This is a genomic window from Allobosea caraganae, assembly GCF_003351345.1.
Lineage (GTDB): Bacteria > Pseudomonadota > Alphaproteobacteria > Rhizobiales > Beijerinckiaceae > Allobosea > Allobosea caraganae.
Genome location: NZ_QQTO01000033.1, coordinates 76157 through 98591, shown reverse-complemented (window position 1 = coordinate 98591; position 22435 = coordinate 76157). Strand labels below are relative to the sequence as shown.

20 protein-coding genes are annotated in these 22435 nt (G+C 67.3%); 11 read left to right on the top strand and 9 right to left on the bottom strand.

Annotated elements, in window-relative coordinates; all coding sequences use genetic code 11:
* Positions 1–122: 122 nt before the first annotated feature.
* Positions 123–1799, bottom strand: coding sequence for an acyl-CoA dehydrogenase family protein (locus tag DWF00_RS21375; RefSeq protein WP_114829785.1), 1677 nt, complete (start codon positions 1797–1799; stop codon positions 123–125).
* Between the two features lie 165 nt (positions 1800–1964).
* Positions 1965–2846: a DMT family transporter gene (locus DWF00_RS21370; RefSeq protein WP_114829787.1), complete on the bottom strand. Its 882-nt coding sequence runs from the start codon at positions 2844–2846 to the stop codon at positions 1965–1967.
* Positions 2847–3196: 350 nt separating this feature from the next.
* Between DWF00_RS21370 and DWF00_RS21365 the strand changes: the two genes are divergently transcribed.
* On the top strand, positions 3197–4054 hold the full coding sequence (locus DWF00_RS21365) for a YihY/virulence factor BrkB family protein (protein WP_114829788.1): 858 nt from the start codon (positions 3197–3199) through the stop codon (positions 4052–4054).
* Positions 4055–4056: 2 nt separating this feature from the next.
* On the opposite strand, the gene ccrA is transcribed toward DWF00_RS21365, so the two are convergent.
* Positions 4057–5334 carry a crotonyl-CoA carboxylase/reductase gene (gene ccrA / locus DWF00_RS21360; protein ID WP_114829789.1) on the bottom strand — a complete coding sequence of 426 codons (1278 nt, stop codon included), beginning with the start codon at positions 5332–5334 and terminating at the stop codon, positions 4057–4059.
* A 62-nt stretch (positions 5335–5396) separates the two neighbouring features.
* Here ccrA and DWF00_RS29165 point away from each other — a divergent pair, with 62 nt between their 5' ends.
* Together DWF00_RS29165 and DWF00_RS21350 are read left to right on the top strand one after the other, a co-directional pair.
* Positions 5397–5840: a GlsB/YeaQ/YmgE family stress response membrane protein gene (locus DWF00_RS29165; RefSeq protein WP_147283715.1), complete on the top strand. Its 444-nt coding sequence runs from the start codon at positions 5397–5399 to the stop codon at positions 5838–5840.
* 41 nt (positions 5841–5881) lie between these two features.
* Positions 5882–6265, top strand: coding sequence for a DUF4180 domain-containing protein (locus DWF00_RS21350; RefSeq protein WP_114829791.1), 384 nt, complete (start codon positions 5882–5884; stop codon positions 6263–6265).
* On the opposite strand, the gene ubiG is transcribed toward DWF00_RS21350, so the two are convergent.
* Positions 6257–7012 (bottom strand): bifunctional 2-polyprenyl-6-hydroxyphenol methylase/3-demethylubiquinol 3-O-methyltransferase UbiG, encoded by a 756-nt coding sequence (ubiG, locus tag DWF00_RS21345; protein ID WP_114829882.1) that lies wholly within the window; start codon positions 7010–7012, stop codon positions 6257–6259. The genes DWF00_RS21350 and ubiG overlap by 9 nt on opposite strands.
* Before the next feature lie 147 nt (positions 7013–7159).
* Here ubiG and DWF00_RS21340 point away from each other — a divergent pair, with 147 nt between their 5' ends.
* A complete protein-coding gene (locus DWF00_RS21340; protein WP_114829792.1) occupies positions 7160–8398 on the top strand; it encodes an aspartate kinase in 1239 nt (412 codons plus the stop codon).
* Positions 8399–8520: 122 nt separating this feature from the next.
* Here the strand turns inward: DWF00_RS21340 and DWF00_RS21335 are convergent, their stop codons facing one another.
* Positions 8521–9108, bottom strand: a complete 588-nt coding sequence (locus DWF00_RS21335; protein ID WP_114829793.1) for a DUF2239 family protein — start codon at positions 9106–9108, stop codon at positions 8521–8523.
* Positions 9109–9262: 154 nt separating this feature from the next.
* On the opposite strand from DWF00_RS21335, the gene DWF00_RS21330 reads away from it, so the two are divergent.
* The 3 genes from DWF00_RS21330 (at position 9263) to DWF00_RS21320 (ending at position 12416) form a co-directional block, all read left to right on the top strand.
* A complete protein-coding gene (locus DWF00_RS21330; RefSeq protein WP_114829794.1) occupies positions 9263–10300 on the top strand; it encodes a phosphotransferase family protein in 1038 nt (345 codons plus the stop codon).
* Between the two features lie 17 nt (positions 10301–10317).
* A complete protein-coding gene (locus DWF00_RS21325) occupies positions 10318–11592 on the top strand; it encodes an acyl-CoA dehydrogenase family protein (protein ID WP_114829795.1) in 1275 nt (424 codons plus the stop codon).
* A gap of 86 nt (positions 11593–11678) precedes the next feature.
* Positions 11679–12416 (top strand): 2OG-Fe(II) oxygenase, encoded by a 738-nt coding sequence (locus tag DWF00_RS21320; RefSeq protein WP_114829796.1) that lies wholly within the window; start codon positions 11679–11681, stop codon positions 12414–12416.
* A 123-nt stretch (positions 12417–12539) separates the two neighbouring features.
* Here DWF00_RS21320 and DWF00_RS21315 read toward each other — a convergent pair whose 3' ends face one another.
* The 3 genes from DWF00_RS21315 to DWF00_RS21305 all read right to left on the bottom strand — a co-directional run bounded on the left by DWF00_RS21315 (position 12540) and on the right by DWF00_RS21305 (position 15504).
* Positions 12540–13205: a transglutaminase-like domain-containing protein gene (locus DWF00_RS21315; RefSeq protein WP_114829797.1), complete on the bottom strand. Its 666-nt coding sequence runs from the start codon at positions 13203–13205 to the stop codon at positions 12540–12542.
* Positions 13206–13270: 65 nt separating this feature from the next.
* The gene (locus tag DWF00_RS21310) at positions 13271–14059 is read right to left on the bottom strand and encodes an enoyl-CoA hydratase/isomerase family protein (protein WP_114829798.1); all 789 of its coding nucleotides are present in this window, start codon (positions 14057–14059) and stop codon (positions 13271–13273) included.
* Between the two features lie 245 nt (positions 14060–14304).
* Positions 14305–15504 carry a pyridoxal-phosphate-dependent aminotransferase family protein gene (locus DWF00_RS21305; RefSeq protein WP_114829799.1) on the bottom strand — a complete coding sequence of 400 codons (1200 nt, stop codon included), beginning with the start codon at positions 15502–15504 and terminating at the stop codon, positions 14305–14307.
* Positions 15505–15617: 113 nt separating this feature from the next.
* Here DWF00_RS21305 and DWF00_RS21300 point away from each other — a divergent pair, with 113 nt between their 5' ends.
* The 4 genes from DWF00_RS21300 (at position 15618) to DWF00_RS21285 (ending at position 21049) form a co-directional block, all read left to right on the top strand.
* The gene (locus tag DWF00_RS21300; RefSeq protein ID WP_114829800.1) at positions 15618–16373 is read left to right on the top strand and encodes a GntR family transcriptional regulator; all 756 of its coding nucleotides are present in this window, start codon (positions 15618–15620) and stop codon (positions 16371–16373) included.
* A gap of 105 nt (positions 16374–16478) precedes the next feature.
* Positions 16479–19400 carry an FAD-binding and (Fe-S)-binding domain-containing protein gene (locus DWF00_RS21295; RefSeq protein ID WP_114829801.1) on the top strand — a complete coding sequence of 974 codons (2922 nt, stop codon included), beginning with the start codon at positions 16479–16481 and terminating at the stop codon, positions 19398–19400.
* A 118-nt stretch (positions 19401–19518) separates the two neighbouring features.
* A complete protein-coding gene (locus DWF00_RS21290) occupies positions 19519–20613 on the top strand; it encodes an NADH:flavin oxidoreductase/NADH oxidase (protein WP_181832685.1) in 1095 nt (364 codons plus the stop codon).
* Positions 20614–20617: 4 nt separating this feature from the next.
* Positions 20618–21049 carry a group III truncated hemoglobin gene (locus DWF00_RS21285; RefSeq protein WP_245974168.1) on the top strand — a complete coding sequence of 144 codons (432 nt, stop codon included), beginning with the start codon at positions 20618–20620 and terminating at the stop codon, positions 21047–21049.
* A 58-nt stretch (positions 21050–21107) separates the two neighbouring features.
* Here the strand turns inward: DWF00_RS21285 and DWF00_RS21280 are convergent, their stop codons facing one another.
* The gene (locus tag DWF00_RS21280) at positions 21108–22391 is read right to left on the bottom strand and encodes an NAD(P)/FAD-dependent oxidoreductase (protein ID WP_181832697.1); all 1284 of its coding nucleotides are present in this window, start codon (positions 22389–22391) and stop codon (positions 21108–21110) included.
* Between the last annotated feature and the right edge of the window lie 44 nt (positions 22392–22435).

Genomic DNA, 22435 nt, shown 5'->3' with positions numbered 1-22435 from the left:
GTCTTACGATGGATCCCGGAGCTGCGCGGCTTTGCCGCTTGTCCCGGATGACGCGGAGAGGGTTCCGCGTCATCGCAACATGCTCCAGTAGTTTTGGCGCATGATGGAAGTAGGCGAGCCCCCTACCCCTCCACCAGCCTTCTCGCAATCACCTGCGCCTGAATCTCCGCCGCGCCTTCGAAGATGTTCAAAATCCGCGCGTCGCAGAGCACGCGGCTGATCGGGTACTCCAGCGCAAAGCCGTTGCCGCCATGGATCTGGAGCGCGTTGTCGGCCGCGGCCCAGGCGACGCGGGCGCCGAGCAGCTTGGCCATGCCGGCCTCGAGGTCGCAGCGGCGCTCAGCGTCCTTCTCGCGGGCGGCGAAATAGGTGAGCTGGCGGGCGATCAGGATTTCGGACGCCATCATCGCGAGCTTGTCGGCGACGCGCGGGAAGGCGATCAGCGGCTTGCCGAACTGGATGCGCTCCTGGGCATAGCGCAGGCCGAGGTCGAAGGCCGATTGCGCCACGCCGACGGCGCGCGCCGCGGTCTGGATGCGGGCGGCCTCAAAAGTCTGCATCAGCTGCTTGAAGCCCTGGCCCTCAACGCCACCGAGCAGGTTCTCGGCCTTGACCTCGAAACCGTCGAAGGCGAGCTCGTATTCCTTCATGCCGCGATAGCCGAGCACCTCGATCTCGCCGCCGGTCAGGCCCGCGACCGGGAAGGGCTCGGCATCGGAGCCGCGCGGCTTCTCGGCGATCAGCATGGAGAGGCCGCGATAGCCGGGCGCGTCGGGATCGGTGCGGACCAGCAGCGTCATGATGTCGGCGCGGACGGGGTGGGTGATCCAGGTCTTGTTGCCATGAACCTTCCAGACGTCACCATCCCTGACCGCCTTGGTGCGGAGCGAGGCGAGGTCGGAGCCGGTATTGGGTTCGGTGAAGACGGCGGTCGGCAGGATTTCGCCGGCGGCCAGCTTCGGCAGCCAATGCTCCTTCTGGGCGTCGGTGCCGCCGCAGAGGATCAGCTCGGCGGCAATCTCGGAGCGGGTGCCGAGCGAGCCGACGCCGATATAGCCGCGCGAGAGCTCCTCCGAGACGACGCACATCGAGACCTTGGTCAGGCCCATGCCGCCGAATTCCTCGGGGATGGTCAGGCCGAAGACGCCGAGCTCGGCCATCTTCTCGACCACCGGCATTGGGATGTAGTCATTGGCGAGGTGCCATTCATGGGCGTGCGGCGTCACCTCGGCGGCGCAGAAACGGCGCATCTCGGAGCGGATCGCTTCCAGCGTCTCGTCGAGGCCGGGGTCGCCGACGCTGGCGAGCCCGTCGCTCTGGCTGAACAGCGCGACGAGCCGGGCGCGGTTCTCCGGCGTGTTGCCCTCGGCGATCAGCGCCTCGGCGGCCTCGCTGCAGGCTGAAACGATCGCCTTCTGCGACAGGCCGAGCGCCGGCAGGCGCACGATCTCGCCCTGGCTCATCGGGATGCCGCCAAAAATCTGCGCGGCATACTCGCCGGCACCGATGCGCAGCGCGTAGTCCTCGACCGCGCCATAGCGGTCCTCGGCCTGGAGGCGCTCGCCATAGGCCTTCATCTCGCGCAGGGCCATGACATAGGTCGCGAGCCAGGACAGGCCATGGGCAGCGTGCTGCTCGGCTTCCAGCTTGGCGGCGGAGATCTTGCCGTCGACCAGCACCTTCTGGCGCACAGCGGCGACGGCCTCCTCCAGCAGGGTCTCGAAACCGGGCAAGGCGGCGGCGATCAACGCGATGGCGGAGCTCTGCATCGCGGGCTTGAGGGCGGCTTCGGCGCTCATGGCTTCTCTCCCCTTGTTGCGATGCAGCATAAGGGAGATTTCGCGGATTGCGAAAGCCGTCTTTCGGAGAAGACCGTCATTGCGAGGAGCGAAGCGACGAAGCAACCCAGGGGGACTGCGCTCTACGTCCCCCTGGATTGCTTCGCTGCGCTCGCAATGACGGCGCTATTTCCGGCTGGCGAGCACGACACCCAAAATCGCGACCGCCATGCCGGCGAGCTGGACCGGGCTCAGCGTCTCGCCGAAGAGCAGCCAGGCCTCGACCGCCACGGCCGGCGGCACGAGGTAGAGGAAGGTCGCGGTGCGCGAGACCTCGCCACGGCGGATCAGCCAGAGATAGAGCCCGATGCCGCCGAGCGAGAGCGCGACCACCGACCAGGCCAGAACCAGGGCCATGGTCAGGTTCCACTCGATCCGCATCGGCTCCAGCGCATAGGCGAAGGGCAGCGTGACGATGAACGCGGTGAGGTATTGCCAGGCGGTGACGGTGCGCAGGTCGCCCGTGACGACATGCGCCTTCTGGTAGAAGGAGCCGAGCGTCACCGCGAGCATGCCGATGACGTTGACGATCACAGGCAGCAGGATCCCGGCGAGCGCGACGGGATCGACGCCGACGAGCTTGGGCTCGAGCACGAGCGCGATGCCGATGAAACCGCAGAGGATGCCGGCCCAGCGCACCGGCGAGATGCGCTCGCCGACCAGCATCGGCGAAAGCAACGCGCTCAGGATCGGCTGCAGGCCGGCGATCAGGCCGGAAATGCCGGCCGGCAGGCCATGGCGCACCGCCCACCAGACGCCGCCGAGATAGACCGCGTGCAGCAGGATGCCGGTCACGATGCAGTCGAGGATCGCCCTGCCTCTGGGCCAGGGCGCCCGCATGGCGAAGGCGATCGCGGCGATCAGCAGGCCGGCGGAGGCGTAGCGCACCAGCAGGAAGGTCAGCGGGTCGGCGTAGAGGGCCGAATAGCCCGCGACGATCCAGCCGCTCGACCAGAGGAACGTGAAGAGCAGCGGCATCAGCCGCAGGAACAGGGCGGAATCGAGCATGGAACCGGCTTTCTAGGCGCCTGATAAGCCGGATGATGGCAGTTGTCGCCGCCATCGACGCCGATGGGCCATGTGCGGGGAATGGGGCTGGCGCGCGCCTTCCCTTCTCCCTCTTGCGGGAGAAGGTGGCTCGGCGAAGCCGAGACGGATGAGGGGTCGCGCGACGATAGCAGCGTCGGCGCGTGACATCCTCGGTTATTGGATAGGACAGCGCGCGCCCTCATCCGCCCCTGCCGGGGCACCTTCTCCCGCAAGAGGGAGAAGGGAAGAAGGCGTGTCGCTTGCCTCCGGACTTGCCGCTTCCATCGCAAGCGTCACACAATCCCCGGCCCGCCGTCCCGAGCCTGCCCATGTCGCTGCTTTCCGTCCCGGTCCGAGCCTTCGAGCGCTTCATCGCCCATGATTCCTGGGCGATCGCGAGCCATATCGCGCTCTCGGTGCTGATGTCGCTGTTCCCCTTCCTGATCCTGGTGACGGCGCTTGGCGGCGTCTTCGGCACGCAGGACGCGGCCGACGAAGCCACCATGCTGCTGCTCGAGGCCTGGCCGCGCGAGATCGCCGTGCCGATCGCGCGCGAGGTGCGCTCGGTGCTCACCGCCGTGCGCGGCGACGCGCTGACCTTCGGCGCGTTGCTGGCGCTCTACTTCTCCTCCTCAGGGGTGGAGGCGCTGCGCATCGGCCTCAACCGCGCTTATGAGGCCTATGAATGGCGGGCCTGGTGGCATACGCGGCTGGAATCGATCCTCTACGTGGTCGGCGGCGCCGTGTTCATGCTCGGCTTCGCCTTCCTCGTCGTGCTCGGGCCGCTGCTGCTGCGCGGGCTGGTCGGCTTCCTGCCGGAGCTGGCGCCGCTTTCGGCCGCGCTCAGCTTCCTGCGCGTCGCGGCCGCGACCGTGCTGATCGTGCTGGCGCTCGTCGTCGCGCATAAGCTGCTGCCGGCGCGGGCGCCGCATATCGCGGTGCTCTGGCCCGGCATCCTGGTGACGCTGACCTTCTGGCTGCTCGGCGGGCTCGGCTTCGGCTGGTATCTCGACGGCTTCGCCGGCACCTATGTCACGACCTATGCCGGGCTCGCCACCGCGATGATCGCGCTCGTCTTCCTCTACTGGCTGGCTGCGATCTTCCTGTTCGGCGCGGAGCTGAACGCCGCCTACGCGATCAGCCGCAAGCCGCGGGCGGAGCCGGGCGAGGCCATCGCCTCGCTGTAGGCTCAGGCGCCCAGCGCCTCCGCCACATCCTCGAAGTTCCGCAGGCCGGTGCGCGGGGCGTAGACCAGCACGGCCATGTTGCCGGGCGCATGCTCGTTCTTCCACATCTTGTGATGGGCGAGCGGAATCTTGTCCCAGGGGAAGACCTCGGACATGCAGGGGTCGACGCGGCGGTCGAGCACGAACTGGTTGGCGGCGCTGGCCTGCTTGAGATGGGCGAAATGCGAGCCCTGCACGCGCTTCTGCCGCATCCAGACATAGCGGGCGTCGAAGGTGATGTTGAAGCCCGAGGTTCCCGCGCAGAACACGATCATGCCGCCGCGCTTGGCCACGAGGCAGGAGACCGGGAAGGTCGCCTCACCCGGATGCTCGAAGACGATGTCGACATCCTTCTTGCCGGTGATGTCCCAGATCGCCTTGCCGAACTTGCGGGCCTCCTTGGTCCATTCGGTGTATTCGGGCGAGTTGACCTTGGGCATCTGGCCCCAGCAATTGAAGTCCTTGCGGTTGATCACGCCCTTGGCGCCGAGGCTGAGCACGTAGTCGCGCTTGCTCTCGTCCGAGATCACGCCGATGGCGTTGGCGCCGGAGGCGGCGCAAAGCTGCACGCCGAAGACGCCGAGCCCGCCCGAGGCGCCCCAGATCAGGACGTTGTCGCCCGGCTTGATCGTGTGCGGGGCGTGGCCGAAGAGCATGCGGTAGGCGGTCGCCAGCGTCAGCGTGTAGCAGGCCGATTCCTCCCAGGAGAGGTGCTTCGGCTTCAGCATGAGCTGGCGCGACTGCACCCGGCAGAACTGGGCGAAGGAGCCATCCGGCGTCTCGTAGCCCCAGATGCGCTGGGACGAGGAGAACATCGGGTCGCCGCCATTGCACTCCTCGTCGTCGCCATCGTCCTGGTTGCAATGGACGATGACCTCGTCGCCGACCTTCCAGCGCTTCACCTTGGTGCCGACGGCCCAGACGATGCCCGACGCATCGGAGCCGGCGATATGGTGCGGCGCCTTGTGGACGTCGAAGGGCGAGATCGGCTGGCCGAGACCTGCCCAGATGCCGTTATAGTTGACGCCGCCGGCCATCACGAGGAGCAGCACCTCCTCCTCGCCGATCGCCCAGGTCGGCACGACCTCGATCTGAAAACTGTCCTGCGGCGGGCCGTGACGCTCGCGCCGGATCGTCCAGGCATACATGTTGGCCGGGACATGGCCGAGCGGCGGCAGCTCGTCGAGCTCGTAGAGATCCTTCAGCGGCACCTGCGACGGCGCGTCCTGCAGCGTGGCCATGGCCTTCTCCCTTTTATCCCGTCGTGAGCGGCCCGACGGCTTTGGAGGGATCATGACGCCTAATGCTGCGCTGCGCCATCCCCCTTAGGGCCTATGACGCAGCGCAACAACACGAACTGGAAACCATGGCGCGCGGTTCCGCGTGCCTGCCGATGCGGCCATGCTATTTTTACCCGGCAAACCGCCGGAGGCCGCCCATGCGCTTTCTCCCGCCTATGCCTGGCCTATCCTATTTGCCCGCCGAACATCTGATCCTGCTCGCCGGCCTTCTGGCGATGGTCGGATTCCTTGCCGGCTGGCTCGCCGACCTCATCCTGAAGGAGGAGGGCTTCGGCATCATCGTCAACGGCCTGATCGTGATCGCCGGCGCGCTGCTCGGCTTCATGCTGTGGGCCCGGATGGGTTATCCGGTCGGCAACAACAAGCAGTTCATTGCAGCACTGGTGACGGCGATTTCGGGCGTCCTGCTGCTGGTCTCCTGCGGCATCGGCAGGCGCTTCGTCTGAGGCGGCTTGCCTCGCCGCCTTGAGGCCACGAGATTGGCGGCATGGACACGGTCAAAGAGATTCGCGGCGTCAAAGTCCTGACTTGCGGCGCGGACGGCGCCCGGCTGGAGGGCGAGCGCGATATCGGCTCGTTCCTCGGGGACGCCTGGGCGGCGGATGCGGGCATGGTCGCGATCCCAGTCGCGCGGATCAGCGCCGATTTCTTCAAGCTCAGCACCCGGCTTGCCGGCGAGGTCGCGCAGAAATTCGTCAACTACCGGGTTCAGCTCGCGATCATCGGCGACATCTCGCCCTGGCTCGCCGAGAGCAAAGCGCTGCGCGATTTCGTCTACGAGTCGAACCGCGGCCAGGCCCTGTGGTTCCTGGACGACATGGCAGCGCTTGAGGAGCGGCTCGCGCCGGCCCCGGCTTCGCCGTCAGGCTGAGCGGCCCGCCGCCAGCATGTAGTTGACATCCATGTCGCGCGCCGCCGACCAGCGGCCGGTGAGCGGGTTGTAGACCACGCCGGTGCTCTCGCCGAGTTCGAGCCCGCTGCGCTCGATTGCATCGCCCAGTTCGTCGGGGGTGACGAACTTCTCCCAGTCATGGGTGCCGCGCGGCAGCCAGCGCAGGATGTACTCGGCGCCGACGATGGCAAGCGCATAGGATTTCAGCGTGCGGTTGAGCGTCGCCATGACGAGCAGCCCGCCCGGCTTCACGGCCGCGCAGCAGGCAGCCACGAAAGCCTCGACATCGGCGACATGCTCGACCACCTCCATGGCGAGCACGATGTCGAAGCTCCTGCCCTCGGCGACCAGCGCCTCGATGGTCTCGGCGCGATAGTCGATCGAAAGCCCCATCTTCTCGGCATGGGCGCCGGCGACAGCGATGTTGCCCTGCGCCGGATCGAGCCCGGTCACCTCGACGCCGAGCCGCGCCAGCGGCTCGGAGAGCACGCCGCCGCCGCAGCCGATATCGACCAGCGTCAGCCCCTCCAACGCCTGCATCGACTTCGGATCGCGCTCGAAGCGCTCGCAGGCGAGGTCGCGGATGAAGGCGAGCCTGACGGGATTGAACTTGTGCAGCACGGCCATGGGCCCTTTCGGGTCCCACCAGGTCTTGGCCATGGCGTCGAAGCGGGCGATTTCGGCCGGATCGATCGTCGAGCCTTCGCGCGCCGCTGAAGCCACCATCATCCTGTTTCCCCGTTTTCGCCAGCCGAGACACGGCCGCATTGACAGTTTCCGTGCCGCCCGTCATCTACACCCGCCCTTCGCCCGGCGCGAGGGGTCGTTTCGTCCCGGCCCGGCCGGGCGCTGGTAAGAGAGCCTTTGGACGCTATGGCCCGTCTGGTGATGAAGTTCGGCGGCACCTCTGTCGCCACTGTCGAGCGCATCAAGAACGCCGCACGCCACGTCAAACGCGAGTTCGATGCCGGCAACCAGGTCGCGGTCGTGGTCTCCGCCATGTCGGGCAAGACCAACGAGCTCGTCGCCTGGTGCAAGGAGGCCTCCGGGCTCTACGACCAGGCCGAGTACGACACCGTCGTCGCCTCGGGCGAGCAGGTCACGTCCGGCCTGATGGCGATCGTGCTGCAGGAAATGGGCATGCCCGCCCGCTCCTGGCAGGGCTGGCAGGTGCCGCTCTTCGGCTCGGACGCGCATGGTTCCGCCCGGATCGAGGGCGTCGACGGCGCCGGCATTTTGGCCGGATTCGACCGCAATCGCGAGATCGCGGTCTGCTCCGGCTTCCAGGGCGTCAACCCGCGCACCAACCGCATCGTGACGCTCGGCCGCGGCGGCTCGGATACGAGCGCGGTCGCGCTTGCTGCGGGCCTCAAGGCCGATCGCTGCGACATCTACACCGATGTCGACGGCGTCTACACCACCGACCCGCGCGTCGTGCCCAAGGCGCGGCGCATGGACAAGGTCTCGTTCGAAGAGATGCTGGAAATGGCCTCGCTCGGCTCGAAGGTGCTGCAAGTGCGCTCGGTCGAGATCGCCATGGTCCAGCGCGTGCCGACCTATGTGCGCTCCTCCTTCGACGACCCCGAAAACCCCAATCCCGGCACCCTCATCTGCGACGAGGACGACATCGTGGAACAGCAGATCGTCACCGGCATCGCGTTCTCGCGCGACGAAGCCCAGATCACGCTCCGGCGCGTGGCCGACAAGCCCGGCGTCGCCGCGGCGATCTTCGGCCCCCTCGCCGACGCCAACATCAACGTCGACATGATCATCCAGGTCGTCTCCGACGACCAGGCGACGACCGACATCACCTTCACCGTGCCGACGGCCGATTACGAGCGAGCCAAGACCCTGCTCGAATCGATGCACGACATCATCGCCTACCAGTCGCTGCAGGGCGCCAACGACGTGGTGAAGATATCCGCCATCGGCGTCGGCATGCGCAGCCATGCCGGCGTCGCCGCCCGCGCCTTCCGGGCGCTGGCCGAGAAGGGCATCAACATCCGCGCCATCACCACCTCCGAGATCAAGTTTTCTGTGCTGATCGACGCGGCCTATACCGAGCTGGCGGTGCGCACGCTGCACTCGTTGTACGGGCTGGATGCGGCGTAGCAATCCGGCGACAGCCGAGCCGTAATCGTCATTGCGAGCGCAGCGAAGCAATCCAGGGGGTCTCGCTCACCCGGTCCCCCTGGATTGCTTCGTCGCTGCGCTCCTCGCAATGACGGTGCGTTCTAATCGGCAATTGTAGCAGCCGCGAAGGCCGGACCTGCGAGCTTGCGCGCGTGATCGCGCAGGTCGGCCGGCCAGGCCTCGCTGAGCGCGAGAAAGCGGCTCCTGTCGCCGGCATAGAGCGCCCGGGACGCTTCCTCATAGCCAGGCTGGTTGCCGAGCATTGCCGACATGAAGCGGTCGGCCGCTTCCTGCGCCTGACGCACTGATACGCCTGAGCCGTCGCCCTTGCGGGCGGCTTCGACCAGCTTGCGCAAGGTGACCGAGGCGCCGCCGGGCTGCGCCGCGAGCCAGTCCCAGTGTCGCGGCAGCAAGGTGACCTCGCGCGAGACGACGCCGAGCTTTGGGCGGCCGGTGCTGCGCGGCGCTTCGGTGGCGGGCTCGGCAGGCGGCTGCAAGCGCGCCGCGATCTCCTCCGGACTGCCGCGCAGGTCGAAATCGATCTGGCGTCCGGTCAGATCGTCGAAGATCAGGATGGTGCTCGGGCTGACCCTCTGCGCCGCCTTCACCGAAAGCGCGACAGCCAAGGGAGCCCCCGAGGCGAGCAGGCGCTCGCCGGCGAAGGCCGTGCAGGTCGATTGGGTGATCATGTCTCTCTCCATTTCCTGAGAGGCTTTTACCCGGGTATTATCATAAGTCAATATCACCCGGGTAAAATTATCCGCGGGTGAAAGGCTCGACCGGATCGGCCCTCAAACTTGCGTCGCGTTGACCCGCGCCCCTGCCCTCACGATGATGCCGGCCATGACGACCGGCCCCGCTGCCTCCGCTCCCGAATTCGACGCCGCCCGGCTCGACGCTTTCCTGGCTGGCGCCCTGCCCGGTCGGGTCAGCGGCAAGATGGAGTTGGAGCGGATCAGCGGCGGGCAATCGAACCCGACCTTCTTCCTCTCCTATCCTGAGACTGGCGCGCGGCTGGTGCTGCGCAAGAAGCCGCCAGGGCCGCTGCTGCCCTCGGCCCATGCGGTCGACCGCGAATACCGCATCCTGAAGGCGTTGGCCGGCTCGAACGTGCCGGTGCCGCCGGTGCTGCTGTTCCATGGGGAAGACGACGTCGTCGGTACGCCCTTCTACCTGATGGAGCGCCTCGACGGCCGCGTGTTTCACGACACCACCTTGCCCGGCGTGACGCCCGATGAGCGGCGGCAGATGTATTTCGCCATGGCCGACACCCTGGCCGCGCTGCACCGCTTCGACTGGCAGGGAGCGGGCCTCGCCGATTACGGCAAGCCCGGCAACTACTACGCCCGCCAGCTCAGGCGCTGGGGCAAGCAATGGCGCGAAACGAAGACGCGCGACATCCCGGCCGTTGACCGGCTGATCGACTGGCTCGGCGCCCATCTCGACGCGAGCGAGGAGACGACCATCGTCCATGGCGATTTCCGGCTCGGCAACCTGATGTTCGCACCCGGCGAGCCACACGTCATTGCAGTGCTCGACTGGGAGCTCTCGACGCTCGGCCATCCGCTTTCCGACGCCGCCTTTTCCTGCCTGCCCTGGCACTCAACGCCGGACATGTATGCCGGCATCGTCGGGATCGACCGCGAAGCGTTGGGCATCCCGACGCAGGCCGAGTATCTCGACCGCTATTGCACGGCAGCCGGACGCAAGGACGGACCCGGCAATTTCCACATCGCCTTCTCGCTGTTCCGCTTCGCCGTCATCCTCGACGGCATCGCGGCGCGCGCGAAGGCGGGCAATGCGGCGGCGGAGAACGCCGTCGCGGTCGGCGAGATGGCCGAGAGCTTCGCGCGACGGGCTGAAGCCCTGATCGACGCATAAATCGAACGAGGACCGCCATGGATTTCGCCTATTCCGACAAGGTCGAGGCCCTGCGCGCCAGGCTGCAGGATTTCATGGACGCGCATGTCCAGCCGGCCGACGCCGCGTGGAAGCACGAGGTCGAGGCCGGGCGCTACCCGATGGCGCTGATCGACGGCTTGAAGGCCAAGGCCAAGGCGGACGGCCTGTGGAACCTGTTCCTGCCGGCACTGAAGCCGGATGAGCCGGGTACGCGGCTCGCCAATCTCGAATATGCGCCGCTGGCCGAGATCATGGGGCGGATCTTCTGGTCGTCGGAGGTGTTCAACTGCAACGCGCCCGATACCGGCAACATGGAAATCCTGCACATGTTCGCCACGCCCGAGCAGCGCGAGCGCTGGCTCGTGCCGCTGATGAACGGCGAGATCCGCTCCTGCGTCGGCATCACCGAGCCGGGCGTCGCCTCCTCCGACCCGACCAACCTCCAGACCACGATCCTGCGCGACGGCGACCACTATGTCGTCAACGGCCGGAAATGGTGGACGACCGGGGCGCTGCACCCGAACGTCAGGTTCTGCATCCTGATGGGGCTCTCCGACACGCGCCCCGAGGCCTCGCCGCATGCGCGCCACTCCATGGTGATCGTGCCGATGGATGCGCCCGGCGTCACGGTGATGCGCAACCTTCCCTTGCTCAATCATTACTCGCCGGAGGGCCATACCGAGACCGATTTCGCTGATGTCCGCGTGCCGGCCGCCAACCTGCTTGGCGAAGAAGGCGCGGGCTTCGCGCTAGCGCAGGCACGGCTTGGGCCGGGCCGCATCCACCATTGCATGCGCACGATCGGCCAATGCGAGGTCGCGCTCGAGCTGATGGTCGAGCGCGCCCTCCAGCGAAAGGCTTTCGGCCGCAACCTCGCCGACTACGCCAATGTCCAGGACTGGATCGCCGAGGGGCGGATGGAGATCGACCAGGCGCGGCTGCTCTGCCTGCGCGCCGCCTGGATGATGGACAAGCACGGCAACAAGGCCGCCCGCACCGAGGTCTCGGCGATCAAGGTCGTGGCGACGCGGCTGCAGACCAAGATCGCCGACCGGGCGATCCAGGTCTTCGGCGCGGGCGGGCTCTCGAACGATACGCCGCTCGCCTTCATCTATAGCTGGGGCCGGGCGCTGCGCTTCATCGACGGGCCGGACGAGGTGCATCTGCGCACGGTCGCCCGCGCCGAGATCAAGAAGCGGCAGGCGAGCAACCGCAGCACGATGGCCGAGCAGGGCGTGAAGCTGCCTTATCTGAAGCCGGTTTCCGGCTGATACGAAGCCAGAAAGCGGGTGGCTGCATCACGCCGGAGCATGAGAGCGTCTCGACACGTAGAACGCTTGTCGAGAAGGCCAAAGCCATGTCCGCCATCGCCAAACCGCGCAACGCACCCTCACCCGCCGCCCGCGTCGACGATCTCGACTGGTCGCGCATCGAGGCCGAGCTGGACTCGCACGGCGTCGGCCTGACCGGGCCGCTGCTGGCACCCGAGGACTGCGTCGCGCTGGCCGGGCTCTACCCGGATGGAAGCCGCTTCCGCAGCCGGATCGTCATGGCCCGGCACGGCTTCGGCAGCGGCGAATACCAGTACTTCGCCAATCCCCTGCCCGAGCCGATCGCCAGCTTGCGCCCGGCCGTCTATGCGCGGCTGGCGCCGATCGCCAATCGCTGGAACGAAGCGCTCGGCATCGCCCAACGCTATCCGGCAACGCTCGACGGCTTCCTGACGCTCTGCCACCAGGCCGGCCAGACGCGGCCGACGCCGCTGCTGCTGAAATACGGCGCTGGTGACTATAATTGCCTGCACCAGGACCTTTATGGCGACCTGTTCTTCCCGTTCCAGATGGTGATCCTGCTGTCGCAGCCCGGCTCAGACTTCACTGGCGGCGAGTTCACGCTGGTCGAGCAGCGCCCGCGCATGCAGTCGCGGCCGGAGGTGGTGCCTCTAGCTCAGGGCGAGGCTGCGATCTTCGCCGTGCAGCACAGGCCGGTGCAGGGCACGCGCGGCACCTACCGGGTCAACCTGCGCCATGGCGTCAGCCGGGTGCGCTCGGGCGAGCGCTACACGACCGGGCTGATCTTCCACGACGCGAAATAACGGCCGCTAGTGCGAGGCCTCTTCCCGTCATTGCGAGCGCAGCGAAGCAATCCAGGGGCCTTACGCACTCCCGCTGGATTGCTTCGTCGCTGCGCTCCTCGCAATGACGGCTCGGCGTGAGCGCTAGTGCAGCGCTTCCTTCTCCATGCTGCCGCGCAATCCACCGGGAATGCAGAGCTTGGGATAAAGCCGCGACATCTCGCGGATCAGGAACTTCGCCGGCACGTCGAAGAAGGCGCCATGGTCGGCAAGATAGGCCATGAAGGTGCGACCCTGGCCATCATAGCTTTGCAGCAGTGCATCGCTCTTGCCATCGAAGGGCAGCGGCGCGACGCCGAGCTTTTCACACAGCGTTTCGTTGAAGGTCGGCGAGGCCTTGAGCCAGCGCTCGCCGAGATAGATTTCGGTATAGCCGTGATAGGCGAAGACATCGGTGCCAACAGCCTCCAGCAGGCGCGGCGTGGCGAGGTGGTTCCTGACATCGGCCAACCCGACGCGCGCGGGAATACCGAGCACGCGGCAGAAGGCGGCATAGAGCGCCGCCTTGCCGACGCAATAGCCGGTGCCCGCGGCGAGCACGGCGCTGGCGCGATAGGTGCCGGGGTCGAGATAGTCGCCATAGGGATCGTAGCGGATGCCGTCGCGCACCGCCTCGTAGAGGATGCGGGCCTGCTCGATGGGATCGCTGATGCCGGAGGTCAGCAGCTTCGCCTCCGCGATCACGGAGGAGTGGTCGCTGTCGACGAATTCGGCCGGGCTGGTGAAGAGGATGCGGTGGCTGTCCTGCATGGCTTGCTTCCTAGAAAAAGCATGATGTCGTCCGAAAACCGGTTTCCACTTTTCGGCATCATGCTCTAGCGGCCGGTGAAGCGCGGCGGGCGCTTGTCGAGGAAAGCGGCGACGCCCTCGCTGAAACCCGCTGTTGCGGCCGAGGCCATGAAGGCGCCGCGCTCGGCATCAAGCTGTTCGGCCAGCGTGCGGTCACCGGCGCTGCCGAGCAGGCCCTTGACCCGGCCATAGGCCTGCGTCGGGCCATTGGCGAGGCGCCGAGCCAGTTCCGTCGCGGCGGCCGGCAGCATATCGGGCGGGACGACGCGGTTGACGAGGCCGAGTCGCAGCGCCTCGCCGGCATCGATCGTATCCGCCAGCAGCGCCAGTTCCTTGGCCTTCTTCATCCCGACGATGCGCGGCAGGTGATAGGTGCCGGAGCCGTCCGGCGTCGCGCCGATGCGGGCATAGGCGAGGGTGAACTTGGCGTTCTCGGCCGCCACGGCGAGATCGCAGGCGAGTGCGAGGCTGAAGCCGGCGCCCGCGACCGCACTGTGCAGGCAGGCCACGCTCGGCTGCGTCAGGCCGTCGAGCCGGCGCAGGCCTTCGTGCAGCGGGTCGATGATCGCCTTGATCGCGGCCTGCGGATCGCCGCCCTTGGTGAATTGCGAGACGTCGCCGCCGGCGCAGAAACCCCTGCCCTCACCCTTCAGCAGGATGACGCGGACATCGTCTCGCGCCGCGATCTCCTCGATGCGGGCGAGGAAGGCCTCGGCCATCTCGGCGTCGAAGGCGTTCAGCACCTCGGGCCGTTTCAGCGTGAGGGTCGCGATGCCGGCCTCGACCGCGAGCAGGACGGAGGTAGAAGAGGTCATCGGCAGGCTCCGGAGCGCGGGTGTCGCTTCGGTTCTAGCATGGCGGCTCCGGAAGGCGCGCCTTAGACGAAAGAGACGCGGGAGCCCTCTCCTGGAAGGAGAGGGTTGGGTGAGGTGTAGGCCAGAACACCAGCGAAACTCAGCGGAAGCGCGCGGTCAGGTTACGGCAGCAATGTCCAACGGCCGACACCTCACCCTGCCCTCTCCTTACAGGAGAGGGTTCCCCGCGGGTCCTTGCTTCACGCTCAAGTCACGGCCACCTTCGGCGCGTTAGCCTCGACATTGCCCTCCAGCGCCGCCATCGCGGCCTGGACACCGCCGCTGCGATGCGGCACGCCGGCTGCCGCCAGCCCCATCTCGACGCCGGAGAGCGCGCCGATCAGCGTCAGCTCGTTGCACTCGCCGAGATGGCCGATGCGGAAAACTTTTCCGGCGACCTTGCCGAGGCCCGAGCCGAGCGAGATGTTGAACTTCTCCAGCGTGACCTTGCGATAATGGTCGGCGTCATGGCTCGGCGGCATCAGCACGGCCGTCAGCACCGGCGAGTATTCGGCCGGGTTCTGGCAGAGCACTTCCAGCCCCCAGGCCTCGACCGCCTTGCGGGTCGCGGCGGCCAGGCGCTTGTGGCGGGCGAAGACGTTGTCGAGCCCCTCCTCCCGCAGCATCGCGACGGCCTCCTTCAGGCCGTAGAGCAGGTTCGTCGCAGGCGTATAGGGGAAGAAGCCGCCGGCGTTGGGCTTCAGCATCTCCTGCCAGTCCCAGTAGGAGCGCGGCATCGTGTTGGTCTTGGAAGCCGCCAGCGCCTTCTCGGAGACCGCGTTGAAGCTGATGCCCGGCGGCAGCATCAGGCCCTTCTGCGAGCCCGAGACCGTGACGTCGACCTGCCACTCGTCGTGCCGGTAATCGACCGAGGCGAGCGAGGAGATGGTGTCGACCATGAACAGCGCCGGGTGCCCGGCATTGTCGATCGCCTGGCGGATCTCGGCGATGCGGCTGGTCGAGCCGGTCGAGGTCTCGTTATGGACGACCATCACGGCGGTAATCTTGTGCGCGCGGTCCTCGACGAGTCTCGCTTCGATTGCGGCGGGATCGGCGCCGCGACGCCAATCGCCCGGCAGGAACTCGACATTGACGCCCCAGCGCGTCGCGATGTTGCGCCAGAGCGTGGCGAAATGGCCGGTCTCGGCCATCAGCACGGTGTCGCCGGGCGAGAGCGTGTTGACGATCGCCGCCTCCCAGGCACCGGTGCCGGAGGCCGGGAAGATGATGACGGGCTGCGTGGTCTTGAACACGGCCTTGCTGCCTTCGAGCACCTCATGGCCGAGGCGGGCGAACTCGGCGCTGCGATGGTCGATGACCGGCATGTCCATGGCGCGCAGGATGCGGTCCGGCACCGGACTCGGGCCCGGAATCTGCAGGAAATGGCGACCCTGCTGCGTGGCCATGGCGGTTCCCTTTCTCTGCGCCGAGGCGCGCTGATGAGCTTTCGCAGTTTTTGCATTCATTTTTTAGCTTTGCAACCGAACAATAGAACGCAATACTCTGTGCCAGCCGAAGCATGACAGGTACGAGCTTGGACACGCAGGAGATCGACGCCCCCAACAGCAGACCGGCAGACGAGATGCTCGGCGAGCCCTTGCGCGCCGCCCCCTCGCTCCATGACGGCCTCGTCGCGGCGCTACGCGACTATATCGTCGAGGGCAATCTCGCCGATGGTGCACGCATTCCCGAGCGGCTGCTCTGCGAAAAATTCGGTATTTCCCGCACACCCCTGCGCGAGGCGCTCAAGGTGCTGGCCGCCGAGGGGCTGATCGACCTGCTGCCCAATCGCGGCGCCCGCGTGCGCGCTTTCAGCGATGAGGATCTGCGCGAGCTGTTCGACGTGATGGGCGGGCTCGAGGCCCTGGCCGGGCGCCTCGCCTGCGAGCGCATTTCGGACGAGGAAATCACAGAGATCGAGCAGGTTCACCACGAGATGTACCGCTTCTACCTGCGCCGCGACATGCACGGCTATTTCCAGCGCAACCAGGAGATCCACCGCCTGATCGTCGAAGCGGCAGGCAATGCGACGCTGAACGCGACCTATGCCAGCTTCGCCGGGCGAATCCGGCGGGTGCGCTATGCGGCCAATCTCGACAAGGAGCGCGACCGTTGGGGCGAGGCGATGCGCGAGCACGAGGCCATCCTCGACGCGCTGCGCCGGCGGGCCGGCAGCGAACTCAGCGACATCATGTTCCAGCACCTGCGCAACAAGCGGAAGGCGGCGCAGCACCAGAGCGATGCGCAGACCTCCGAACGCAGCGCCCCGAGCTGAGCCGCCGCCAATGCTCGACGCTCACAGCGGCTCATCCTCGTTCACAATTTCGACCATCCCTGCCTTCAAAATGAATGCAAAACTGAACGATCGGACTGACGCCCGATGACCCATGCCTCCCCTCTCGGCAAACAGGGCTCGCGTAATCTGGGATTGGAGCGGCGGCTCGCGCAGGCGCTCGAAGGCGAAGTGCGCTTCGACGCCTTCACGCGCGGGCGCTACGCCACCGACGCCTCGATCTACCAGATCGTGCCGCAGGGCATCGCCTTCCCGAAGAACGAAGCCGATATCGCCGCCGCTCTCCAGATCGCGGCCGAGCATGGCGTGCCGGTGATCGCCCGTGGCGGCGGCACCTCGCAGAACGGCCAGCCGATCGGCGATGCGCTGATCCTCGACATGAGCCGGCACTTCAACGCGATCCGCGACTATGACCCGGCTTCGCGCACGATCTCGGTCGCGCCCGGCATCGTGCTGGAGCAGCTCAACACGCATGTGAAGAAGGACGGGCTGTTCTTCCCCGTCGAGCCCTCGACCGCGAGCCGCTGCACCATCGGCGGCATGGCCGGCAACAACTCGTCGGGCGCGCGCTCGCTGCGCTACGGCAAGATGGTCGACAACGTCATCGCGCTCAGGGCGCAATTCCATGACGGCGAGGCCTTCGCGCTGGGCGAGAGCCCGGTCGGCGACAATGCCTCGGTCAGGGCGCGCGACCTGATGACCCGCCTGCTCACACTTGCCGATACGCATCGCGACGAGATCGAGCGCGTCTTCCCGAAGGTGCAGCGCCGAGTCGGCGGCTACAATCTTGACGAGTTGCTGCCTGTCAGGCCGAACCTGTCGCATCTGCTGGTCGGCTCGGAGGGCACGCTCGCGATCACCACCGAGGCGACGCTGAAGCTTTCGACGCTGCCGGTGCATCGCGTCATGGGCGTCTGCCATTTCCCGAGTTTTCGCGCGGCGATGGAGGCGACGCGGCATATCGTGGCGCTCGGGCCGGTCGCGGTCGAGCTGGTCGACAACAACGTGCTTGTGCTCGGCGCCGACATTCCGCTCTTCGTGCGCACGCTCGCCGACATCACGCGGGGCCAGCCGAACTGCCTGCTGCTGGTCGAGTTCGCAGGCGACGATCTCGATGCGCTCCGACGCGACCTCAAGCGGCTGGACCAGTGCATGGCCGATCACGGCTTTGCCGATGCCGTGGTCGAGGTGGTCGAGCCTTCCAGGCAGAAGCCGGTCTGGGAGGTGCGCGAGGCCTGCCTCAACATCATGATGTCGATGAAGGGCGACGGGAAGCCGGTCTCCTTCATCGAGGATTGCGCCGTCCCGCTGGAGCATCTCGCCGACTACACCGACGCCGTGACCGAGCTCTTCGCCCGGCACGGCACGCGCGGCACCTGGTATGCCCATGCCTCGGTCGGCTGCATGCATGTCCGGCCGATCCTGAACATGAAGGACGAGGCCGGTGTCGCGGCGATGCGCGGCATCGCCGAAGCCGCCTGCGATCTGGTGCGCCGGTTCAAGGGCTCCTATTCCGGCGAGCATGGTGACGGCATCTCGCGCTCCGAATTCGTCGAGCCGATGTTCGGGGCGACGCTGACGCGGGCCTTTGAAGAGGTGAAGGACGGGTTCGACCCGCAGAATAAGCTCAACCCCGGCAAGATCGTGCGGCCGCTCAGGATGGACGACCGCTCGCTGATGCGTTTCCCGCCCGGCTACGCCTCGCCGATCCCGGCCGAGACCGCGCTCGACTGGTCGGACTGGGGCGGGCTCGGCGGCGCCGTCGAGATGTGCAACAATAACGGCACGTGCCGGAAAATGTCCGGCGGCACGATGTGCCCGTCCTACCGCGCCACCAGGGATGAGCAGCACCTGACGCGCGGGCGGGCGAACACGCTGCGTCTCGCCATCTCGGGCCAGCTCGGGCCGGATGCCTTCACTTCGGACGAGATGAAGCAGACGCTTGACCTGTGCGTCTCCTGCAAGGGCTGCAAGCGCGACTGCCCGACCGGCGTCGACATGGCGCGGATGAAGATCGAGTTCCTGCACCATTATCACCGGCGCCACGGCCTGCCGCTGAAGGAGCGGCTGATCGCCTATCTGCCGCGCTATGCGCCCTGGGCAGCCAAGCTGGCGCCGCTAATGAACCTGCGCGACAGGATTCCGGCGCTGGCGAAGCTCTCGGAGCGTTTTCTCGGTTTCAGCGCGAGGCGCTCGCTGCCGGTCTGGCGCAAGCCCTGGGCGCAGGTGGGCAACGCCGCGAGTGCCGCCGAGGTGCAGGGAGACGGGCGCGACATCGTGCTCTTCGGCGACACGTTCAACCGCTACTACGAGCGCGAGAATCTCGAGGCAGCCGAGCGCGTGCTGGCGGCCGGCGGCTACCGCATCCACAAGGTCGAGCCCGCCGATGGCGGGCGCCCGCTCTGCTGCGGCCGGACGTTCCTTTCGGCCGGGCTGGTCGATGAGGCGCGGGCCGAGGCGAAGCGCACGCTCGGGGCGCTCGCTCCCTACGTCGCCAAAGGCGCGCGCATCGTCGGGCTGGAGCCGTCCTGCCTCTTCACCTTCCGCGACGAGTTCGGCGCGATCCTGCCGAAGGACGAGGTCGAGCCGGCGGCCAGGGCGGCATTCCTGCTGGAAGAGCTGCTGGCCGCCGATCTCAGGGCCGGTACGACCCGATTGCCGCTGAAGAACCAGGCGGGCCGGATCGCGCATCTGCACGGGCATTGCCACCAAAAAGCCTTCGACGCGATGGGCGCGGTCGAGGCGACCTTGCGCGCCATTCCCGGCCTGGAGGTACGTCCGATCGAGTCGAGCTGCTGCGGCATGTCCGGCGCCTTCGGCTATGGCGCCGAGACGATGGACGTCTCGCTCGCCATGGCCGAGCTCTCTCTGCTGCCGGCGGTGCGCAAGGCTGGTATTGACGACCTCATCGTCGCCGACGGCACCAGCTGTCGCCATCAGATCCACGATGGCGCCAGCCGCGAGGCGCTGCATGTCGCGCGCGTGCTCGACATGGCGCTGGAGCGCTGAGTTCAAGCTGCGTTTGCGACGGGCACGTCTGCATCCTGGCGCATGGTCAGCCAGCCGCCCGAGCGGCTAAAGATAGCCAGCGCTTTGTGCGGCGCGACATCGAGGTCCGAGGCGAATCATGACCAGCCAGCTCTTCAGCCCCTACAAGCTCGGCGCGCTTGAGCTCAGCAACCGCATCGTGATCGCGCCGATGTGCCAGTATTCGGCCGAAGACGGCAAGGCCACCGATTGGCACACGATCCATCTCGGCCATCTTGCGCTGTCGGGCGCGGCCCTGCTCTTCATCGAGGCGACGGCGGTCGAGCCGGAAGGGCGGATCAGCCCGCTCGATGTCGGGCTCTGGTCGGACGAGACCGAAGCCGCGCTCGGCAAGGTGCTCGACGCCATCCGCAAGCATTCCGACATGCCGATCGGCATCCAGCTCGCCCATGCCGGGCGAAAAGCCTCGGTCGCGGCGCCCTGGCAGGGCGGCGGCCAGCTCGGGCTCGACCAGGGCGGCTGGCAGACGCTGGCCCCCTCGCCCATCGCCTTCGGCAGCCATCCGCGCGCGCCATTGGCACTCGACCTCGCAGGCATCGCCCGCATCCGCGAAAACTTCGCCGCCTCGGCCAAGCGCGCCGCAAGGCTCGGCCTGAATGCGATCGAACTGCATGCGGCACATGGCTACCTGCTGCACCAGTTCCTCTCGCCGCTCTCGAACCGGCGCGAGGATCAATATGGCGGCTCGCTGGAGAACCGCATGCGGCTACCGCTCGAAATCTTCGATGCGGTGCGCGAGGCCGTGCCCGCCTCGATCCCGGTCGGCTTCCGCGTCTCAGGTTCCGACTGGGTCGCGGGCGGCTGGGATATCGAGCAGACCGTCGCCTTCGCTGAGGCTCTGGAAGCACGCGGCGGCGACTTCATCCATATCTCCGGCGGCGGGCTCTCGTCCGAGCAGCAGGTGCCGCTCGGCCCGAACTACCAGGTGCCCTTCGCCCGCGCCGTGAAGCAGGCGACGGGGTTGCCGACCATCGCGGTCGGGCTGATCACCGAGCCGGACCAGGCCGAGGCGATCATCGGCACCGGCGATGCCGACCTCGTCGCCCTGGCGCGCGGCATGCTCTACGATCCGCGCTGGCCCTGGCATGCCGCCGCCCAGCTCGGCGCCAGCGTCAAGCCGCCAAGCCAGTACCTGCGCTCGCAGCCGCGCCAGTTCGGCAAGCTCTTCGGCTGATGCCGTGAGCGACAACCCGCTGACCAACCCGAACATCGCCCATCCCGCCATCGACGATGCCTCGATTGGGCTGCTGGTCCGGACCTTCTATGGCCGCGCCCACGAGGATGATGTGATCGGCCCGGTCTTCGCCGCGGCCGTCGCGGACTGGGACGACCATATCGCGAAGATCACCGATTTCTGGAGCAGCGTGATGCTGCGGACCTCGCGCTATAATGGCCGGCCGATGCGCCCGCACCTGATCCTGCCGCTGGAGGGCCGGCATTTCGACCGCTGGCTCGCGCTGTTCGAGGAGACCGCGCGCGAACTCTTCGCGCAGGACGTTGCGGAGGCCTTCATCATCCGCGCCCGGCGGATCGCCGACAGTTTTGAGATGGCGATCGGGACGCAGCGCGGCGAAATGCGCGCGCCGCGCCATAGCGTGCGGCCTCTCTAGCTCTTTGATTTAGCATCGGCTTTTCCGAAAACCGCAGGCCATTTTTCGGGCCGATGCTTCAGCCCGCCCTCGCCTCGCGCAGCCAGTCCAGCGCCTGATAGCGCCAATAGGTCAGTTGCACCGCCGCCCGCCCGGCCGGCCCGCCATTCCAGACCAGGCCGAAGGGCTCGAACAGGCGGACGCGGTCGGATTGCCCGGTGATCGCCTCCGCGACGACGCGGCCGCCGATCGCGGTGGTATTGAGGCCATGGCCGCCGAAGCCGAGGCAATGCCAGACATTGGGCTGGAGTTGGCCAATCTGCGGCATCAGGTGGCGGGCATAGGACATCAGCCCGGTCCAGGCCGCTTCGACCTTGATGCCGTCGAGCTGCGGATAGGTGTCGGTGATGCTCCGGCGCAGCATCTCGGCCAGCCTGCGCGGCTCCGAGGTGCGCGTGGTGATGCGGCCGCCCCAGAGCAGGCGGCGCCCATCGTCGACGAGGCGGTAATAATCGCTGGCGCGGCGGTCATCGAGGGCTGCGGCGCGGGTCCGGATCGCGGTGGCGAGCCGCTCCGGCGCCGGCTCGGTGATCAGGACATAGGTCGCGATCGGGAGCTGGCTGTCGCGCAGCCTCGGTACCAGCCGGTCGGTATAGCCGCCGCCGGTGAAGACGACATGCTCGGCCCGGACCTCGCCGGCGGCGGTGCGGATGATCTTCTCGGGCTGGTCGAGTTCGGCCGAAACCGCGCGCGAGTGCTCGAAGATCCGGCCGCCCGCCGCCTCGATCGCTGCGGCAAGCGCGCGGGCGTAGTTCAGCGGGTGGATGTGGAAGGCCTGGGGATCGAGCAGCGCCTGACGGTATTTCTTCGAGACCAGCGTCTCGCGGACCTTGTCTGTGTCCCAGAAATCGAGCCGGTAGTTATGGCGATCCCAAGCCTTGTTGCGCATGCGCTGCAGGCTGCCCGGATCGTTGTAGCGGATGACGCGAAGGATGCCGTCGACGCGCTGGGCATCCGTGATGCCGAGGGCGCGGATGTTCTCCGCGACGATATCCATGCCCTCGATCGAGAGGCCGTAGAGCTTGCGCGCCGGCTCCTCGCCGATCGCCGCCTCTAGCGAGGAGAGGCCGCGCGAATAGCCGGGGCTGACGAAGCCGCCATTGCGGCCGGACGCGCCCCAGCCGACCGCCTCGGCCTCCAGCAGCACGACAGAGCGCCCTGCCCGCACCAGTTCGAGCGCCGTCGTGAGGCCTGCGAGGCCGGCGCCGATGATGCAGACATCCGCAGTCTCGATGCCGGCCAAAGCCGCCCGTTCCCGCGGATCGGCAAGCGTGCGGGAATAGTAGCTATCGATGTATGGAATCATCACGGCACCAAACGCATCACCGGGATGATGGCCGATCGCCG

Bases quoted from the DNA above. Each gene is read 5' to 3' on its own strand.
- DWF00_RS21375 (WP_114829785.1), bottom strand. From the start codon at position 1,799: ATGAGCGCCGAAGCCGCCCTCAAGCCCGCGATGCAGAGCTCCGCCATC.
- DWF00_RS21370 (WP_114829787.1), bottom strand. From the start codon at position 2,846: ATGCTCGATTCCGCCCTGTTCCTGCGGCTGATGCCGCTGCTCTTCACG.
- DWF00_RS21365 (WP_114829788.1), top strand. From the start codon at position 3,197: ATGTCGCTGCTTTCCGTCCCGGTCCGAGCCTTCGAGCGCTTCATCGCC.
- ccrA (WP_114829789.1), bottom strand. From the start codon at position 5,334: ATGGCCACGCTGCAGGACGCGCCGTCGCAGGTGCCGCTGAAGGATCTC.
- DWF00_RS29165 (WP_147283715.1), top strand. From the start codon at position 5,397: ATGCTGCGCTGCGCCATCCCCCTTAGGGCCTATGACGCAGCGCAACAA.
- DWF00_RS21350 (WP_114829791.1), top strand. From the start codon at position 5,882: ATGGACACGGTCAAAGAGATTCGCGGCGTCAAAGTCCTGACTTGCGGC.
- ubiG (WP_114829882.1), bottom strand. From the start codon at position 7,012: ATGGTGGCTTCAGCGGCGCGCGAAGGCTCGACGATCGATCCGGCCGAA.
- DWF00_RS21340 (WP_114829792.1), top strand. From the start codon at position 7,160: ATGGCCCGTCTGGTGATGAAGTTCGGCGGCACCTCTGTCGCCACTGTC.
- DWF00_RS21335 (WP_114829793.1), bottom strand. From the start codon at position 9,108: ATGATCACCCAATCGACCTGCACGGCCTTCGCCGGCGAGCGCCTGCTC.
- DWF00_RS21330 (WP_114829794.1), top strand. From the start codon at position 9,263: ATGACGACCGGCCCCGCTGCCTCCGCTCCCGAATTCGACGCCGCCCGG.
- DWF00_RS21325 (WP_114829795.1), top strand. From the start codon at position 10,318: ATGGATTTCGCCTATTCCGACAAGGTCGAGGCCCTGCGCGCCAGGCTG.
- DWF00_RS21320 (WP_114829796.1), top strand. From the start codon at position 11,679: ATGTCCGCCATCGCCAAACCGCGCAACGCACCCTCACCCGCCGCCCGC.
- DWF00_RS21315 (WP_114829797.1), bottom strand. From the start codon at position 13,205: ATGCAGGACAGCCACCGCATCCTCTTCACCAGCCCGGCCGAATTCGTC.
- DWF00_RS21310 (WP_114829798.1), bottom strand. From the start codon at position 14,059: ATGACCTCTTCTACCTCCGTCCTGCTCGCGGTCGAGGCCGGCATCGCG.
- DWF00_RS21305 (WP_114829799.1), bottom strand. From the start codon at position 15,504: ATGGCCACGCAGCAGGGTCGCCATTTCCTGCAGATTCCGGGCCCGAGT.
- DWF00_RS21300 (WP_114829800.1), top strand. From the start codon at position 15,618: ATGACAGGTACGAGCTTGGACACGCAGGAGATCGACGCCCCCAACAGC.
- DWF00_RS21295 (WP_114829801.1), top strand. From the start codon at position 16,479: ATGACCCATGCCTCCCCTCTCGGCAAACAGGGCTCGCGTAATCTGGGA.
- DWF00_RS21290 (WP_181832685.1), top strand. From the start codon at position 19,519: ATGACCAGCCAGCTCTTCAGCCCCTACAAGCTCGGCGCGCTTGAGCTC.